This is a genomic window from Haloarcula laminariae (assembly GCF_025457605.1).
Classification (GTDB): Archaea; Halobacteriota; Halobacteria; order Halobacteriales; family Haloarculaceae; genus Haloarcula; species Haloarcula laminariae.
The window spans coordinates 1,006,559-1,023,643 of the sequence record NZ_JAMZFY010000001.1 but is presented as its reverse complement, the minus strand read 5'-3'; the positions used below and the strand labels follow the sequence as shown (position 1 = coordinate 1,023,643).

Below are 17,085 nucleotides of genomic sequence, written 5' to 3'. Positions count from 1 at the left end.
ACTCCCGTCGAATCCGCTATCTCTCCCATGGCCTGGCACCTCGCGTGGCCGGTACTCAGTTAGTTGCGGACTACGCACAGCGCCGGGGCCGGCCCCTGTCGCCCGCAAACCGGCGGGCGGGGGCGTGCCGACCGGTTCAGGAGCGGCGTAACAAACTACCGGTCCGTGTATCCCACCGAGCATGGGTGAACTGTATGTCGCCGCTCCGTCGCCCGCTCGGCCGCGAGCGCCAGTCAACGGCGGGCAGACGGAGCGACCGGGTGGAATCACGCGCGTAGCGGCGGACCGAACCGGCCGGAGCGGGGGCCCCGCGCGATGAGCGAGGGACAGTCCCGGCTCGCACAGCTCACGGACACGGAGACCGCGCCGCTGCTGTACGAGACCGTCCGGAACATGGAGACAGAACAGCTCCTGGGCGTCGCCGACCGGACGCTCCGGCAGCTCATCGTCCCGTCGCTGCCGGTCGACGCCGACCAGTGGTACGATCGGCAGGTCCCCAGCGGGCTGGCGATACGGCCCGAGGGTATCCGGGGCAACACGACGACGCTCCGCCGGTGTCTCGGCGCGGCGGCCCGCGAGGCCCACCGCGAGCGGGCCGACGAGGCCGCGACCGGAACGGTGACGCTGTTGGAGCGGTCGGTCCGGGTCGCCGGCGACGACGGCGTCGGCTGGCTCGACGAGGCGGTCCTGGAGCCGCCGGCGATGTGGGCGCTGCAGTTCCACGGCTTCGAGTTCCTGTCGTGGGCGACGCTGGGCTACGACGGGCCGGCGGCGTGTCCGGCCGTCGCCGAGACGCTCGCCGACTGGCTCGCCGACTGGGACGACGCCGATGCGACGGCTATCGGCGCGCCGGGCTATCTCCGCCGCGCCTGGACGCCCCACGCTGTCTCGCTTCGCGTCCTCAACCTCGCCCGCTTTTGCGCGTGGGTCCGCGACGACACGGCCGTCCAGGCGCTCGCCGCCAGACTGGTCTACCGGAACGCCGCCTTCCTCGCAAACCACGTCGAACACGACGTGGGCGGCAACCACCTGATAGAGAACGGCGCCGCGCTGGTGATGGCGGGCACCCTGTTCGACGGCGAGGGGGAGGCGTGGCGCCGGCAGGGCGTCGACGTGCTCCGGGCGGCCAGCGACCAGTTCCTCGACGACGGCGGCCACTTCGAGCGCAGCCCGATGTACCACAGCATCGCGCTCGTGCGGTATCTGACCGCCGTGGACCTGCTGCGCCGGGCCGGCCGGTCGGTCCCGGACGAACTCCGCGAGGTGGCGGTCGCGGCCACGGAGTTCCTCCGGCGGCTGGCCCCGCCCGACGGCCGGATTCCGCTGCTGAACGACGCGGTGTTCGGCGAGGCGCCGCCGCTGCCCGCCGTGCTCCGCTACGCCGACGCCGTCGGCGTGGACGCGACGGCGGCGGCCGGCACGTCGCTGCCCGCGTCGGGCTACTACTGGCTCGGCGACGGCGACGACCGGCTGCTAATCGACGGGGGCCGGCCCGGGCCGGCCCATCTACCGGGCCACACGCACAACGACGCGCTCTCGGTGGCGTTCTGGGCCGACGGACAGCGCCTGTTGACCGACACCGGGACGCCCAGCTACGCGCCGACGAACGATCGCGAGTACGCCCGCAGCGTCGCCGCCCACAACACCGTCCAGTACGGCGACACCGAGCCGATGCCGGTGGGCGGGAGCTACCTGCTGGGCCGGCGGGTCGAGCCGTCGGCCACGGCGACCGAGCGCGACGGGGTCGACCTGTTCGACGGCCGCTACGGCCGCGACGCGACGCCCCGGTACACCCACCGGCGCCGCGTCTACCACGCCGACGACTGGTGGCTGGTCTGGGACACGGTCGACGCCGACGAGGCGGCGACGGTGACGAGCCGGCTCCACGTCGCCCCGGAGGTCGACCTCGACCACGTCGACGACGGCGGACAGCCCCGATTTCGCCTCAGCGGGGACGGCGGGCCGGCGGCGTCGGTGGTCCCGCTTGGCGCCGAGCGGGCGACCGTCTCGACGAGCCGGTACTTCCCGGCCTTCGGCCGGGCCGAGAGCCGACCGAAGCTGTCCCTGCAGTCCGAGGGGAGCGCGGTGCAGTTCGGCTTCCTCCTTTCGACCGGGACCCCCCGGTCGGTCGCTGTCGACCACGACGGGACCAGCGTGGCCGGGCTCTCAGTCGACGACGGGTACCGCTCGCTCCCGCCATCGAAGTAGCGGAGCCGGGCCGGTGGGGAGTTGGTAACAAGCTCGGAATCAAGCGGTAGGCGGCGTTTTCTTATGCCCCTCTCCGGGGTGGGAACACCCAATGGCTCGTGGCCGAAGTTGGGGGACCAGAGTGGTATCGACACTCCTCGACCTCGCCGTCGTCTGTGGCATCGCGCTGATAACGTACGCGGTCTGGCGGCGCCAGGGGAACCCGCTGGGTCCGGCCCGCGTCTTGGTGGGCGGCGCGTTCGTCCTCCTGGGGCCGGGCTACGCGCTGACTGCGGCGCTGTTCCCCCGCCGGGCGTCGACCGAGGCGGGCGGCCGAGTGACGCTCTCGGGGCTCGAACGGGTCGTCTTCACCGTCGGGCTGAGCATCGTCACGGTGCCGTTGCTCGCCCTGTTCCTGAACTACACGCGCTGGGGCATCACCGCCTGGTCGGTCGTCCTGACGCTGGTGTGGTTCGTGCTGGTCGCGGCGGCCGTGGCCGCCGTCCGGCGGCTGCAGGTCCCGCCGGCGGAGCGTTACCGGCTCCCGGTGGGGGACTCCCTCGCCGGACTCACGAACACGGGGCCGGCGACGGCCGTCATCGGGGTGTTGTTCGTCCTGTCGGTGGCCGCCGCCGGGACGGCCCTCGCGACGACCGACGGGGGCCAGCGCTACACCGAGTTCTATCTCATGACTGCGGACGACGAGACGGGCGAGCTCGTCGCCGACGACTACCCCGAGTCGCTCGCCCCCATCGAGACCGCGCCGCTGTACGTCGGTATCGAGAACCGGGAGGGCCAATCGGCGGAGTACACCGTCTTGGTCGAGTTCCACCGCGTCGACACCGTCGACGGCGAGCGGACCGTGACCGCGCGTTGGCGGGAGGACCGCTACGAGACCCAGCTCCGGGCCGGCGCCGTCAACGGGACCGGGCTCCGCGTCTCGCCGCCCACCTCGGCCGCCGGCGAACGGCTCCGGCTGACGCTGCTCCTGTATAAAGGCTCGACCGGGGACAACCCCAGAATCGACGGCGCCTACCGGTCGGTCCACATCTGGATTACCGTCGAGTCCAGCGGGGGTGGCGCGTAGATGGGGCTCACGAGCGACGGGGCCGGCGACCGGTGGCTCGCCGCGGGTGGGTTCGCGCTCCTCTTCGCACTCACGGCCGTCCTCGCGACGACGCCCGAAGCCGCCGGCTACGAGCCTTCCATCTACGGCGCCTACCCGTGGTACTTCTGGGCGCTCGCCGTCGCCGCCCTGCTCGTCGGAAACGTTGTCGTCGTCCGGAGCGCCCGGTCGGGGACGGACGACTGGCGGTTCGGCCTCCTGCTCGTCGTGGCCGTCGTCGGCGTGCTCGTCTTCCTGCCGTACTTCCGCGGGTACGCCATGTTCGGCCGGGCGGACGTGCTCTCACACGTCGGGTTCCTCAGGGACATCCAGCGGACGGGCCGGGTCAGTCCCGGGAACATCTACCCGAACAGCCACCTGCTGGTACTGAGCCTGGCGTACGCCACCGGGCTCGAACCGGGAACGATGCTGATGTCGCTGGCGGGCATCGGGTCGCTGTTCAGCGTGCTCTCGTTCGTGGCGCTCGTCAACGCCGTCTTCGACCGCCGTCGGGCGCTGCTTTCGGTCCCCTTCGCCGCGGCGCTGGTCGCCGCCCAGTCGGTCCCGTACGTGTTCAGCGTCCTGCTGGTCCCGTTCGTCCTCTACCTGTTCGTCATGGAACGGCGGACACAGGCCGTCGGGGTCCGCGCCGCGCTGGGCCTCGCGCTGTTCGGGCTGGTCATCTACCACCCGATCACCGTCCTGTTTCTGGTGCTGTTCCTCGTGGTCTACGGGACCGCTCGGTTCCTGCACGCCCGCGGCGTCCTGGCGAGCGCCGAGCCGGTGACCGGGCCGGTGGGCGCGACGCCGGTCTCACAGCTCGTCGTCGCCGTCTTCGCGGTGTGGTATCTGGACTTCCCCAAGATCGTCAAGCGGTTCGGTATCGTCTTCGAGACGCTCGCGGCCCCCGGGGGCTCGGGGTCCTCGGCCGCCTCGTACAGCGAGACGGTGGCCCAGTACAGCCCGTCGATGGTCGACATCGGCCGCATCGCCGCGCTCAGATACGGCGAGTCGGCGATACTGCTCACGCTCGGGGGGTGCTATGCGCTCGCCGTCCTCGTCGCGACGCTTCGCTCGCGGACGAGCGGTACCGTCTTCCGGTCGACGTTCGTCGGCTCGCTCGGCCTCTTTACCGCGCTCTCGGCGCTGTTTTTCCTCGTCGACCTGCTCGTCGGTTTCGGCCGCCCGCTGGTGTACGCGGAGCTGTTCGGCGCGGTGCTCGCCGGTTCGTTCGTCTACTTCCTGGCCGAGCGGACGGGGACCCGGACGGCCGTCTACGGGCTGTTGTACGTCACCGTCGCGGTGCTGGTAGCGACCAGCACGATGGGGCTGTACATCTCGCCGCTGACGGTCGGCCAGAACCAGCAGGTCACCGAGGCGGAGCTGTCTGGGTCAGGGTGGTACATCGAGAACCGCGACGCCGGGGACGGCCTCGCCGAGTTCGGCACCGAGACCCACCGGTTCCGGGACGCCATCTACGGCCGGGAGACGTACGCGGACGGTCAGGTGGTGACCAGCGGTACCGACCGGATACCCCGCCACTTCGGCTACACCGGCAACGACACGCTCGGGGCCAGCTACGGGAGCGACAAGTACCTCGTGTTGACGGCGGCCGGGCGCACCTTCTACGGGAGCGTCTACCCCGATTACCGGGAGTTCTGGAAGTACGAGCAGTCCGACTTCGACCGCCTGGAACGGGACCCCACGGTGTCGTCGGTGTACGACAACGGCGAGTACGACGTCTACCGCGTGAACGCGACCGGCTGAGGGGCTCTCGGTGAGCGCCGACGGCGCGCTGGACGGCGTCCCCCCTGTCGTTCGGATAGGGCGATGACGACAGGCACTACTTCTTGTTTCTCGACGCGAGTCCCGAACTGCGGAAGGGGTCATTTGCTGAGCTGGCACGCGTCGCGAGTCGGTGGTCGACAACGCGTCCCACTCGAACCTCCTCTCGGAGTGCGAGCTACGGGAGAACCCTAACGTGTGAACGCTCGATATCCGGGAGCGGTCCGGCCGGAGCGTCGGCAGGCGGGCTCCGGGCGTCGGAGTTTACGCGAACCCGTCGGCGGTCGCGAGCGCGGTCCGCAGGTCACTTACTAGCGCCTCGCTGCGCATCGCCACGTTGTCAGCGACGTGCCGTGACAGCGCCGCGCCCTCGTCCAGCGCGTCCTCGGTCGTCGACGTAAGCGCCTCGGCGGTCGCCTCGTCCCACGGCATCGCGTACTCGGCGATGTCGAGCGTGCGGAACGTGCCGGGCGTCTTCGGCCCCCACTCGCGCCGGTAGACGCCGATAGTGGGCGTCCCGACCGAGAGGGCGAAGATGGCCGCGTGCAGACGCATCGTCACGAGCAGGTCCATCCCGGCGTAGTGGTCCCGGAGCGCATCGGGGTCGTAGCTCTCGACGTAGCCGACGCCGATGTCGTCGAGCCGGTCGCGGTGCCGGGCGGCCCACGCCTCGTCTATCTCGGTCTGTATCGTCAGCGTGACCTCGTGGCCCGATTCGACCAGCCGCTCCAGATACGTCAGGAAGGTTTCCTCCATCCGCTCGCCGGCCTCGTCCAGCTCCCCGGTATCGCCCAGCGTCGAGAACCGGGGCACTGCGGCGATGCGGGCCGGGCCGCCGTCCGAGGGGGCGCTCGGTTCGGGGGTCCCGTTGAGGAAGGCGGTGTCGACACCGTTGATGAGTTGCGTCGGGAGGCCAAACTCCGAGAGGTAGTCGAACGTGATGGCGTCCCGCGTCATGACGAACTCGGCGTCCGCCAGGAGCGACCGGACCAGCCGCTTCGGGAGGCCCGCCAGCCCGAACGTCGTCTGTGGCAACAGGCCGTAGGGAACGTCGTTGCGGCGAGCGACCTGAAGCGGGTACAGCATCGCGAGCAGGTACGGGAGGTTCCCGTGGCTCGGCGAGTAGTGGATGGCGTTGCCGCCGTTGAACAACAACGCGTCCCCGTCGGTTATCCGCTCGTACAGCGCCGAGTGGGCCGACCGGCCCTCGGCGACGCCGGCCAGGTCGACGCCGTACTGGAGGCCGTTGCGCGCCAGCGCGGCGAGTTGCGCCGGCCGGGACTGTCGCTCCGGGTCGTAGGTTATCGGGCCGCCGACCAGTGCCCCCTCCGCAAGCGTATCGAGTCGGTCGGCCATCCGTTGATACTCCGGCGACGCCGACGCGAACCGTGAGACGGCGGTCACGTCGGCCTCGGGACAGGCCCGTGACAGCAGCGCGAGCGACCCCTCGTTTATCGCGAAGTCCCCGGCGTTGCGACAGCCGTAGGCGTAGGCCAGCGTCAGTGAATCCAGGTCCATCGTAGTGGAGTTCCGATTCCAGCCAGTTTAGTAGCCAATCGGTAACGGAGTGTGGACGGGTCGACGGCCAGTCTATCGACCGGTCGCCCGCCCGACAGCGACCGGGCCGACACGGCGTATAGAACGCATACTAACGTGGCTATCGGCGGTCCGTTTCGGCGTCACATGGGACGTATATCCGCGACCGAGCGCCCGAGGACGGCGTCGTGCGCAACGGGTGACGGCGAGGGGGGACCGGGGGACGATGGCTGACCGGAACAGCTACGTCTTCGTCTCCCAGCGCTACCCCCCGGAGAAAGGCGGGAACGCCTCGCGAATCCGGGACCTCGCGGTCAACGTCGCCGACGGCGCGCGCGTGACCGTGCTGGCGCCGCCGACGACGTACCCGCCGGGGAACTTCGAGCGGAGCTGGGCGCGCAGCGAGACCGAACACGTAGACGGCGTCGAAGTCCGCCGCCTGTGGTCCTGGCAGCCACAGGTCGAGAACCCCGGGCTCGCCCGCCGGCTCCCGTACTACCTGCTGTTTGCGCTCCATGCCGCCCTCTGGCTCGTCTGGCACCACCGCTCGACCGACGCGGTGCTCACGTCGACCCCGCCCATCACGACCGGGCTCCCGGGGCTCGTGGCCGCCGCGCTGGGGACGCCCTGGGTCGTCGACGTGCGGGACCTCTGGATAGACAACTCCGTGGCCCTCGGGTACGTCGAGGCCGACAGCCCGCTGGTCCGGGCGAGCCGCCGGTTCCAGGGGCTCGCCTTGCGGACGGCCGACCGCATCACGGTCACGACCGAATCGCTCGGGAGCGCCGTCGCCGACACGTACGGCCAGAGCCTGGGCGACCGGGTTCGGCACATCCCCAACGGCGTCGACACCGACTGGTTCGCGCCGCGGGCGGACAGCGGCGACGCAGTGCGGGACGGCGGCGAACGGTCGGTCGTCGTCTACACCGGCAACCTCGGCAGCGCACAGCCCCTCGAACCGTGCATCCGCGCGATGGACGAACTCGACCACGACGCCGTCCTGCGGTTCGTCGGCGACGGCGACGAGCGCTCCCGCCTGGAGGAGCTGACCGAGCGGCTCGACCTGGGTGACCGGGTGGAGTTCGTCGGGCTGGTCGACCGCGAGGCCGTGCCGACCCACATCAACGACGCCGCCGTCGGGCTGGCACCGATTAAGGACACCGCCGAGTTGGCCTACGCGATGCCGACGAAAGCCTACGAATATCTCGCCTGCGGGGTCCCGGTCGTGGTCACCGGGCGCGGCGAAGTGCGGCGGTTCGTCGACGCCTCCGGCGGCGGCCGCCACGCCGAGGTCGACCCGGACGCCATCGCCGAAGCGCTCGATACGATGCTCGCCGCACCCGACCACCGGCGACAGCTGGGTGCGGCCGGGCGCGAACACGTGGTCGAGCAGTACGACCGCGCGGGCATCGCCGACCGCCTCGACAGCCTGCTGTCCGGACTCGTCGGCGCGGACGGGGCGGAGACGCCGCCCCAGCGCTCGGCGGTGCAGTCCTGACTGTTGGTGTGTGGCTCAGTCGGGGCCGACTTTTGCGTCGCCCGCCAGATAGCGGCCGACCCCCGCCACGCCCGGGAACCCGTCGGCCCACCAGACGGCGACGACGAGCGCGACCAGCGCCAGCCGGCCGGGGCTCGAAAGCAGGGACGCCGTCGGCGCGGCGAGCACCTCCGAGACGTTCGCCACCACCGGCTCGGCCCCCTCGTACTCCGGGAGCGGGAGGAGCGGCCACAGGAGGAAGGTCAGCGAGTCGAAGTCGTCTATCGGGAGCTTCGGGATGACGTCGCCGGCGAGGTGGCTTCCGTAGCCCACGACGAACGCCAGCGCCAGGTCGTGGCGGTCACCCCGGGCACCCACGGCGAGCACGACGGCCGACACCGTCACGGCGGTCACCAGCGAGTGGGCCAGGCTCCGCCCGGCGGGCAGGACCCCGAGGCCCCACGCCAGTGGTTTGTCGACGAGGTCGGGGAACTGCGTCCCGAGGGCCGTAGCGACGGCGACCGCGCCGTCGACCCGGTGGGAACGCAGCCGCCACAGGAGCGAGACGAGCAGATAACCGAACGCGAGATGCGTCCACGGCCACATCAGCGTCCCTCCTTTCGACACCCGGTGGTCGGTGCGGCGGTTCGGGGGGCGGTCCGGGGCGGCTGGCAGGGCATGAACGTGGGGTGCGGACGCGGACGGTTTGTTACGCTGTCCGGAACCGGCCGCCGAGAGGGGAGACAGCGGCGGGTCGAGCGGGCGGGGTCGGGGTTCCGACCTCGGCGGGTCGGGCGAGCGAGTTAGCGGGTGGTTACTCATACCCCACCTGGACGAACCCCTGAACAGGAGACATGAGCGGGTTCAGCCACGAGCAAATCGACGAACGGCCACCGTGTACGAAACTCGGATTCTGCCTCACGACGGACCTGACGGGCAACGGCCGGGAGGACGTCATCGTCGGCGGCGCCGGCGAGGGGGTCCCCGGCAAGGGGCTCGTCTGGGGAGCCGAGCGGCGGGGCGTGCCTACCGGCGCGATTCGGTCGGCGGTCGGCATCGAGGACGCGAACCTCTTCTGGTACGAGAACCCGGGCTTCGAGCGCCACGAGATATCGTTCACGCCGGCCCTGGACGTGGGCGGCGCCGTCGGCGACATCACCGGGACCGGGCGGCCGAACGTCGTGGCCGGTCAGGGCATCAACAACACGGAGCTGTACTGGTTCGAGCCCGGCGCGGACCCGCGTGACCCGTGGGCGCGCCACCTCATCACCGACCGCTTCGAGAAGTACCACGACGTCGCCGTGGGCGACATCGACGACGACGGGGAGCCGGAGGTCGTCGGGCTCTCGCAGGAGTCCGAGGTCGTCTTCTACTTCGACGTTCCCGACGCGCCGCGGCAGTCGCCCTGGGACGAGAGCCACCTCCACGTCGTCGACGAGGACCGCGAGGTCGAGGGCGTCGCGGTCGTCGACGTCGACGGCGACGGGCGGACGGAGCTGATAGCGGGCCCGAACGTCTACCACCGCGACCCCGACGCCGCGACCGGCTGGCGCCGCGAGGCTATCGTCGACGGGTGGGACAACACGCGGGTCGCCGTCGCCGACGTGGACGACGACGGCGACCTGGAAGTCGTCCTCTCTGAGGGGGACTCACCACACTTAGGCTCTCACCCGGGACGGGTCGCCTGGTTCGACCCGCCCGACTGGGACCAGCACGTCATCGCCGACGGGCTGTTCTGTCCGCACTCGCTTGAGGTCGAGGACTTCACCGGCGACGGCCGGCCGGACATCTACGTCGCGGAGATGGGACTCGGCAAACACAGCGACCCGCGCCACTTCGTCTTCTACAACCGCGGCGGCGAGTTCGAGCGCGAGACGGTCGCCACCGGCATCGAGACCCACGAGGCGAAGGTGGTCGACCTGACCGGGAGCGGACAGCCCGACGTGGTCGGGAAGTCCTACGGCCCCGACCACCACGTCGACGTCTGGTTCAACAGGCCGTAGGCCGACTCACGCCAGCGGCCGGAACCAGACCGCGGCCACGAGCACGGCCAGAAAGAGGTACGAGCCCCGAATCAACAGCATGGTCGCGAGCTTCGCCTCGGCGCGGTAGGCCACGGCCAGGACGGCCCCGAAGACGACGGCCCCGCCGGCCGCAGTCGGGGGAACCCCCGGCAGCGCCACCGCCAGCGCGACGACGCCGACCAGCGCGAGGACGAACAGCCCGAGCGCCAGCCGTCTGGCCCGCCGGGGCCCCAGCACGACGGCGACGGTCCGCTTGTCGATGGAGCTGTCGTAGTCGAAGTCCGTCTCGTCGTCGATTATCTTGATGCCGGTCAGCAGGCACAGGAAGACGGCGGCCAACCCCACCACCCGCGGGCTGAAACTGGTCGCCTGGGCGTAGTATCCCCCCAGCAGCGCCAGCGCGATGCCGCCGGGATACCCCATCGTCGCGCCGACGGGGTTGAGGTCTAACTGAGGCGCGTGCGTGTACCCGATGACCCACGCCGGCGCCGTCACCAGCGCCGCGAGCGGGGAGACCAGGAGCCACAGGCCGACGGTACAGCCGAGAAAGCCCGCGGCGCTCGCGGCCAGGGCCCCGCGACACCCCACGGCGGTCAGCGGGTGGTCGTCGTCCTCCCCGCGGACGTGGAAGTCGACGTAGCCGTCCTTCACGTGGGCCGTGTAGACGGCGAAGAACATCGCCAGCACGTGCAGCCCCGCCACAGCGAGGTCGACGCCCCCGGCGAGGACGGCCCCGAACAGCGAGGTCGCGAGCGGGGGCAACATGAACACCGGGTGGACCTGGGAGGCGAGCGCCTTGCCGGCACCGACGACGCCGGGTTCGTGTCGGGCCACTGCCATAGCGACACGAGGGACGGGAGCGCTAAAAAGACTCGTCCGCTAGCGGGCCGTCACTGCCAGTTGTCCCGGTCGAGAACGAAGGGGGAGATGTGCGATGCCAGCTCCCGTGCGGCCCGCTCGGTGGGCGTGTGGAGTTCGCCGGACACCGCACCGGCCTCGCCCCCGACCCCCTCGGTCTCGGAGACGGGGTCGGTGTCGTCGGGGCTGGTCTCGTACCCCCGCCGCGAGCGCACCCGGTCGCGGAGCCGCTGGAGCGTCCGCTGTGAGAGCTGTGCGTCGAGGTGCTGGAGGTCGTACCTGACGATGTAGCCGCGGGTGGCCGCCCGGATGGCGATGACCGGTTGCCCGCGGGCCTCACAACGCTCCCAGATACGCTGTTGCTCGGCCGTCGTCGCGTACACCGGCACGTTCGGCGGTGCGAGGTGGTCCATTGCACCCAGGTAGCGGGTGCAGCGTTATCGGTCCTTTGCCCGCAAACGTGGACCCCGCCGGACCGGCGGCGAGGGCTAGCGGAGCGTCGTATAGCTCAGGGCGGCGATAGCGACGAACTGCAGCCCGCGCAACACGAGGACGGCCTGCTGGACGCCGGGGTCGCCGCTGTAGAAGCTGGCCATCGAGAAGAAGAAGTAGATGGCGACGGCGTTCTCCGCGAGCATGGCGACGGCAAAGAGGAGGAGGCCGCCGACCAGCCCGGTCCCGAAGGTGGTGTAGTTGCGAATCCAGACGCCGACAAGCGGGAGCAGGAGGAGCGTGTTCAGCCCCGCCAGGACCGCGGCGACGGTGATGAGCGTCCCCATCGCCATCAGCCGGTCACCCCGTTGGCGACTGCAAGCCGCTGAAACCCGTCGGGGTTCCGGTGTGTCGACCCACGCGCCGGTACGGCCGACAGTTTCGCCCGGCTCATGTGTCTATCTGCTCCGTGATGTCCTCGAACGTGTCCCGGTACGCGTCGAACCGGTCGGTCAGGAAGTAGAGCTTCGCGTACGATTCCTCGCCCGACTCCACGACATCGTGGTCCTCGAGTTGCTCCATGTGGTGACGGATGGTCTTGTACCCGACGTCCAGCTCGTCGGCCAGTTCGTTGGCGTTCTTCGGGCGCTCGGTGAGGGCGTTGATGATACGCGCCCTGTTGGCACCGCCGCGCGTCGCCGTCAGCAGATACCAGAGCGCCTTCTCCATCTCTCTCCCTTCGGTGGTCGCTGTGTCCCTACTAAACAGTTGGCCCTCGGCGTATCTCTCCCGTTTGTCGGAGTCATGAACGGTGACCACGGCTCACTCGTGCGGTGGGACACGGGCTACCGACAAAACCCTTCTTCGAACTCTCTTCCAAATTCGGCCCTACTCCAGGGCCGCCGTCGCCTCGGCCATGACGTCGATGGCCTCCCGGAGCGTCTCGGTGTCCGTCGCGTAGGAGATGCGGGCATACCCCGCGCCGTTCTCGCCGAAGGCGTCGCCGGGAACGACGACGACACCGCGCTCTATGACCTCGTCGACCCACCCCTCGGGCACCTTGGGCATGGCGTAGAAGGCGCCCTTGGGGGTGGGACACTCCAGTCCCATCTCCTCGAACCCGTCGAGGAGGATGTCACGGCGCTCCCGGAACGTGTCGCGCATCTCCGCGACGGCGTCCTGGGGGCCGGTCAGGGCGGCCTCGGCGGCGTACTGGGCGGGCGCGGAGGCACAGGCCTGGGCGTACTGGTGGACCCGGAGCATCCGCTCGATGCGGTCAGTCGCGGCCGTGACCCAGCCCAGGCGCCAGCCCGTCATCGAGTAGGCCTTCGAGCAGGCGTTGACGACGGCGACGTTGCCCGCGTCGTCGAACTCCGCGGGCGAGCGGTGTTCGCCCTCGAAGACCTGGTGTTCGTACACCTCGTCGGAGAGACAGAGCACGTCGTGCTCCTCGGCGATGCGGGCGAACTCGCGCATGTCGTCGGCCGACTGGACCGCGCCGGTGGGGTTGGCCGGGGAGTTTACGATAAAGGCCGCGGTGTCATCGGTGATCGCGTCCTCGACGGTTTCGGGCGCCAGCGTCAGGTCGTCGCGGAGCCCCACCGGCTTCGGCGTGCCGCCGGCCAGATGGGTCAGCGCGTCGTAGGAGACGAACCCCGGGTCCGGGAAGATGACCTCCTGGTCCCCGTCCACGTGGGCCTCCAGCGCGATGTGGAGCGCCTCGCTCCCGCCCGACGTGGCGATGATGTCACCGGGGTCGACGTCGAGGTCGTTGTCCCGCGCGTGCTTTTCGGCGATGGCCTCCCGGAGTGTCTCGGTTCCCTTGTTCGACGTGTAGGCGTCGACGTCCCCGGCCCGAATCGCCTCGACGGCGGCATCGCGGACGTGGGCCGGCGTGGGGAAGTCCGGCTGGCCGAGGCCGAGGTTGATGGCGTCCTCGCCCGCGGCCTCGAACACTTCGCGGATGCCCGAAATCGACACCGCTTCGACGCGACTGGAGAATCCTGTCATACCTCCCCTGGGGGCGGCCGGGCCGATAATTCTTCCCGATTTCGCCCCGCGCGGGCCGACTATCGGGCCGCGACCGGGACCAGCGTCACGACGCCGTTCCGGTCGACGGTGACGCGGTAGCCCGAGTAGGAGAAGGATATCGACATCTGTGCCGCCGTCGACGGCGGGGTCTTGAACAGCGTCTCGATGACGTGTTCGACCTCGTTGTACAGCGATGGCAGTTCCTCTATCTCACAGCCCTCTATCTCGGCGACGATTTCGAGGAAGTCGTACTCCGAGGTCTCCGAGCTGGGCTGTATCTGCCGACGCACGATACCCGGGCCATCGCCGGGGCCCTCGCCGGGTTTGTCCGACCCTGTGTCTGACATCACCGGACCTACCCAATCCGACGTGACAAACGTAGTGTCAGATTACGTTCCAGTTGGTGGGCGGCTGACGGACGAGGTGTCCCCGCCGATTGGCTCACTCCTCGCGGCTCGCGGTCCGGAGCTGTTCGACGGCACCCTCCAGCCGCCGCAGCGTCGCGTCGGCGTCCGTATAACCGCGGTCGTACTCCTCGTACGCCGAGTCGGCCTCGGAGAGGAACGCGTCGACGGCCGCTTCGAGGTCGTCGGAACTGTCGCTCATACGGCACCGAACGGCGCCGGGGTAGAAAACTCCCCGCACTTCGCCGCGTCGCCGCTCACAGCCGGGCCGCTGTGGCGACGCCACCGGCGTCGGGCAGTGCGTCATCGGTTTGTACGCCGAGCCCGCACACTCTCCCGATGGATCTGACTTACGACGGGCACGCGCTAGTCCTCGGGGACACGGTGGTCGTCGCGGACTGCCACGTGGGCCGGGGGACCGGCGGGGAACTTGAGTTCCCCGTCGGCTCGGGAAGCGACATGGTCGAGCGGTTCCGCGACCTCCTCGAGCGCCACGACCCCGAGGAGGTCGTCGTAGCCGGCGACCTCCTGCACTCCTTCCGGACGGTCCCGCGGACCGTCGGAGACACCGTCGCGGGGCTGCAGGCCGCCGCTCGCGACGCGGGCGCTCGCCTCGTCGTCACGCCGGGGAACCACGACACGATGCTGGATTCGGTGTGGGACGGCCCGACGGCGCGGGAGTATCGCGTCGGCGACACGCTGGTCCTGCACGGGCACGAGGCCCCCGAAGGCGACGCCGACCGCTACGTCGTCGGCCACGACCACCCGACGATAGAGATAGAGGGCCAGCGACGGCCCTGCTATCTGGTCGGCGAGGGGCAGTACCGCGGCAGCGACGTGGTGATGCTCCCGTCGTTCAACAGGCTCAACGCCGGGGTCCGGGTCAATGATATGTCGGCGACTGAGTTCCAATCGCCGCTGGTGACCGACGCCGACCGGTTGGCGCCGGTGGTCTGGGACGAGGGCGCCCGGGAACAGCGGGAGTTCCCGCCGCTGGGTGAGTTCCGGCGGATGCTGTGACTCCCCGCGTCGGGTCCGAATGGAACGTCGCCGGTACCGCTCGGGCCGGCACCTGTGGCAGGTTCGGTAAGTATTTGGGCTATCGGGGGAGAACAGCGAACATGATTCAGACCGGACCGGCACTCGCGCTCATCGCGACGACACTCGTCTGTATGGTGTTGCTGTACTTCGCGACCATCAAGTACGTCTCGGCCGTGCTGCTGGGTGACGACCACGACGACCACGGCGACCACGCCGCCTGAACCGCGCCGCTTGACGCCCGACGGCACCGGCGGACGGGTCTCCCCGGAGACCGCCGCCGGAGTGCAGTAGTATCTGGCTGGGAGACACCGGACAGCGGCCGCTCTCACAGGACATTCAAGGATTAAACACGTGTATAAGGAGAGGCTTGATTACCCCGTGTTCACTCCGTCCACAGGAGATGATAGCTATGAACCAGTCCATAGCTGGCGCAGAACAGTACGGACGGTCAGTTTTACCGGAGCCGAGTCGACAGAGCGGGCAAGCGGTGAGCGCCGGCGGCCACAGCGGGGGTGTCGGCGATGACTGAATCGGAGATACAGATGGTGGTCGCGATAATCCGACCCGAGAAGCTCGGTGCCGCAAAGCAGGCGCTGGCCGAGGTCAACGCGGCCTCGCTCACGGTGACCAACGTCTCGGGGCGTGGTTCCGAGTCGGTCAAGACCGAGCAGTGGCGCGGCGAGGAGTACACCGTCGACCTCATCGACAAGGTGAAAATAGAGTGCGTCGTCGCGGATATCCCGGCCGAGGACGTGACCGAGGCCATCGCCGAGGCGGCCGAGACCGGCAATCCGGGCGACGGGCGCGTCTTCGTCCTGCCCGTCGAGGAGGCGGTGCGGATACGGACCGGCAAGCGGGGGCCGGAGGCCGTCTGACCGCCCCAGCGGTAGAGAAACGGGCAGCTACCGGCACAGCGTCGCGGCCACGCGCCCGCTCTCCAGCGCGCCCTGTATCGAGGACCAGCGGGTGTAGTCGCCGGCCAGGACCACCGGCCCCTCGGGCGCGTCGGGGTCCGGGACCGAGTCGCGAAAGCCCGGCGGCTGGGCGAACTGTGCCAGCGGAACGCGGTCGGTTCGAAGGAGCTCCAGAGCGTCGAACCCGGCCGACGGGTACCACGAGGCGAGGGCGTCGTACACGTCGGCCGCCAGGTCCGCCTCGTCGGCGTCCTGGGCCCCGAGGAAGGTGGCGCTGTACAGCTCCATCCCCTCGGGGGCGTACTCCGGAGCGACCGCCGACAGCGGTGCCACGGTGTTTGGCCGGTCGTCGACCGCGTTGAGCACGATTCGTTTGCCCATGCTCGGGGCCTTGCTCGTCGGCAGCGAGAAGTACTGGGTGACACAGCCGAGCGTCTCCGTCGGGATGGTGTCGACGCCCGTCAGGTCGGCGGCCGTCGCGGGGTCCGTCGCGACGACACACGCGTCCGCCGTGACCGTCTCGCCGGCCGTCTCGACGGTCACCGCGTCGTCCCCGGCCGCCGCGTCGACGGTCTCCACGGACTGCCCTGTCTCGATGGTCGCACCCGCCGTCGTGGCCCGCTCGGCGAGCTGTTCGGGCATGGCCTGCATCCCGCGGGCGGGGACGAATATCTCGCCCTCCGAGAGCATCTTGTAGGTGTACTCGAAGACGGCGCTGTCGGTCGAGAGCGACCGGTCGAGCGTGATACCGCCGTAGAAAGGCGCGGCGAAGCGCTCGACGAACCGCTTCGAGAACCCCCGGTCGGCCAGGTAGTCGGCGATGGACTCGCCGCCGCCGTCGAGCAGCGTCTCGGGGTCCCTCCCGGCGAGGTCGCGCTGGAGTTTGAACACGCGGAGCTTGTCGGCCGTGCGAACGTCTCGGTTGAACAGCGTCTGTGGGGCCGCGGTCGGGTTGCGAAGCGGGTCCGACAACACCGAGCGGTGGTTCGGGCGGGCGATGGTCGCCCCCGGCGTGAACGGTCGGGGCGAGAGCGCCTCGACATCGAGTTCGCGCTCGACTGCCGGATACGCCGAGAAGAGCACCTGAAAGCCCCGGTCGAAGGTGTAGCCGTCCGCGTGGGCCGTCCGGACGCGGCCGCCGACGCCGTCGCTCGCTTCCAGCAGCGTCACGTCCTGTCCCGACTCGGCGAGGTGGCTGGCCGCGACGAGTCCCGCGAGGCCGCCACCGACGACCACGGCGTCTGTCATGGCCGGGCGTTCGGACGCGTGGGCCAAGAGCGTGCTGGAATAT

Annotated in this window: 17 protein-coding genes and 1 pseudogene; 8 read left to right on the top strand and 10 right to left on the bottom strand. The window is 70.0% G+C overall.

The window, feature by feature from the left end; translation table 11 throughout:
* The first annotated feature begins 315 nt into the window (after positions 1–315).
* From NJQ98_RS05400 to NJQ98_RS05390, 3 genes are all read left to right on the top strand, one after another.
* Positions 316–2,208 (top strand): alginate lyase family protein, encoded by a 1,893-nt coding sequence (locus NJQ98_RS05400; protein WP_262176616.1) that lies wholly within the window; start codon positions 316–318, stop codon positions 2,206–2,208.
* A 121-nt stretch (positions 2,209–2,329) separates the two neighbouring features.
* On the top strand, positions 2,330–3,274 hold the full coding sequence (locus NJQ98_RS05395; RefSeq protein WP_262176614.1) for a DUF1616 domain-containing protein: 945 nt from the start codon (positions 2,330–2,332) through the stop codon (positions 3,272–3,274).
* The gene (locus tag NJQ98_RS05390; protein WP_262176613.1) at positions 3,275–5,059 is read left to right on the top strand and encodes a hypothetical protein; all 1,785 of its coding nucleotides are present in this window, start codon (positions 3,275–3,277) and stop codon (positions 5,057–5,059) included.
* A gap of 282 nt (positions 5,060–5,341) precedes the next feature.
* Here the strand turns inward: NJQ98_RS05390 and NJQ98_RS05385 are convergent, their stop codons facing one another.
* On the bottom strand, positions 5,342–6,595 hold the full coding sequence (locus NJQ98_RS05385; protein ID WP_262176611.1) for a polysaccharide pyruvyl transferase family protein: 1,254 nt from the start codon (positions 6,593–6,595) through the stop codon (positions 5,342–5,344).
* A 244-nt stretch (positions 6,596–6,839) separates the two neighbouring features.
* Here NJQ98_RS05385 and NJQ98_RS05380 point away from each other — a divergent pair, with 244 nt between their 5' ends.
* Positions 6,840–8,111, top strand: a complete 1,272-nt coding sequence (locus tag NJQ98_RS05380) for a glycosyltransferase family 4 protein (RefSeq protein ID WP_262176608.1) — start codon at positions 6,840–6,842, stop codon at positions 8,109–8,111.
* 15 nt (positions 8,112–8,126) lie between these two features.
* Here NJQ98_RS05380 and NJQ98_RS05375 read toward each other — a convergent pair whose 3' ends face one another.
* On the bottom strand, positions 8,127–8,696 hold the full coding sequence (locus NJQ98_RS05375) for a metal-dependent hydrolase (RefSeq protein WP_262176605.1): 570 nt from the start codon (positions 8,694–8,696) through the stop codon (positions 8,127–8,129).
* Between the two features lie 248 nt (positions 8,697–8,944).
* Between NJQ98_RS05375 and NJQ98_RS05370 the strand changes: the two genes are divergently transcribed.
* A complete protein-coding gene (locus NJQ98_RS05370; RefSeq protein ID WP_262176603.1) occupies positions 8,945–10,093 on the top strand; it encodes an FG-GAP repeat domain-containing protein in 1,149 nt (382 codons plus the stop codon).
* A 6-nt stretch (positions 10,094–10,099) separates the two neighbouring features.
* Here the strand turns inward: NJQ98_RS05370 and NJQ98_RS05365 are convergent, their stop codons facing one another.
* From NJQ98_RS05365 to NJQ98_RS05335, 7 genes are all read right to left on the bottom strand, one after another.
* Positions 10,100–10,954, bottom strand: a complete 855-nt coding sequence (locus NJQ98_RS05365; protein ID WP_262176600.1) for a UbiA family prenyltransferase — start codon at positions 10,952–10,954, stop codon at positions 10,100–10,102.
* Positions 10,955–11,004: 50 nt separating this feature from the next.
* Positions 11,005–11,385 carry a hypothetical protein gene (locus NJQ98_RS05360; protein ID WP_262176598.1) on the bottom strand — a complete coding sequence of 127 codons (381 nt, stop codon included), beginning with the start codon at positions 11,383–11,385 and terminating at the stop codon, positions 11,005–11,007.
* Positions 11,386–11,460: 75 nt separating this feature from the next.
* Positions 11,461–11,757: a DUF8036 family membrane protein gene (locus NJQ98_RS05355; protein ID WP_262176596.1), complete on the bottom strand. Its 297-nt coding sequence runs from the start codon at positions 11,755–11,757 to the stop codon at positions 11,461–11,463.
* 97 nt (positions 11,758–11,854) lie between these two features.
* Positions 11,855–12,133, bottom strand: coding sequence for an ArsR/SmtB family transcription factor (locus NJQ98_RS05350; RefSeq protein ID WP_262176593.1), 279 nt, complete (start codon positions 12,131–12,133; stop codon positions 11,855–11,857).
* 159 nt (positions 12,134–12,292) lie between these two features.
* The gene (locus NJQ98_RS05345; RefSeq protein ID WP_262176591.1) at positions 12,293–13,414 is read right to left on the bottom strand and encodes a pyridoxal phosphate-dependent aminotransferase; all 1,122 of its coding nucleotides are present in this window, start codon (positions 13,412–13,414) and stop codon (positions 12,293–12,295) included.
* A 59-nt stretch (positions 13,415–13,473) separates the two neighbouring features.
* Complete coding sequence (locus tag NJQ98_RS05340; protein ID WP_262176589.1) at positions 13,474–13,782, bottom strand: HalOD1 output domain-containing protein; 309 nt, start codon at positions 13,780–13,782, stop codon at positions 13,474–13,476.
* A 94-nt stretch (positions 13,783–13,876) separates the two neighbouring features.
* Positions 13,877–14,041 carry a hypothetical protein gene (locus NJQ98_RS05335; protein ID WP_262176586.1) on the bottom strand — a complete coding sequence of 55 codons (165 nt, stop codon included), beginning with the start codon at positions 14,039–14,041 and terminating at the stop codon, positions 13,877–13,879.
* A gap of 137 nt (positions 14,042–14,178) precedes the next feature.
* Here NJQ98_RS05335 and NJQ98_RS05330 point away from each other — a divergent pair, with 137 nt between their 5' ends.
* The 3 genes and pseudogenes from NJQ98_RS05330 to glnK1 all read left to right on the top strand — a co-directional run.
* On the top strand, positions 14,179–14,859 hold the full coding sequence (locus NJQ98_RS05330; protein ID WP_262176584.1) for a metallophosphoesterase: 681 nt from the start codon (positions 14,179–14,181) through the stop codon (positions 14,857–14,859).
* A 101-nt stretch (positions 14,860–14,960) separates the two neighbouring features.
* On the top strand, positions 14,961–15,101 hold the full coding sequence (locus tag NJQ98_RS05325) for a hypothetical protein (protein ID WP_262176581.1): 141 nt from the start codon (positions 14,961–14,963) through the stop codon (positions 15,099–15,101).
* A gap of 312 nt (positions 15,102–15,413) precedes the next feature.
* A pseudogene (gene glnK1 / locus NJQ98_RS05320) lies at positions 15,414–15,755 on the top strand (nitrogen regulatory protein GlnK1); the annotation flags it as partial.
* A gap of 27 nt (positions 15,756–15,782) precedes the next feature.
* Here the strand turns inward: glnK1 and NJQ98_RS05315 are convergent.
* Positions 15,783–17,042 (bottom strand): NAD(P)/FAD-dependent oxidoreductase, encoded by a 1,260-nt coding sequence (locus tag NJQ98_RS05315; protein WP_262176580.1) that lies wholly within the window; start codon positions 17,040–17,042, stop codon positions 15,783–15,785.
* Between the last annotated feature and the right edge of the window lie 43 nt (positions 17,043–17,085).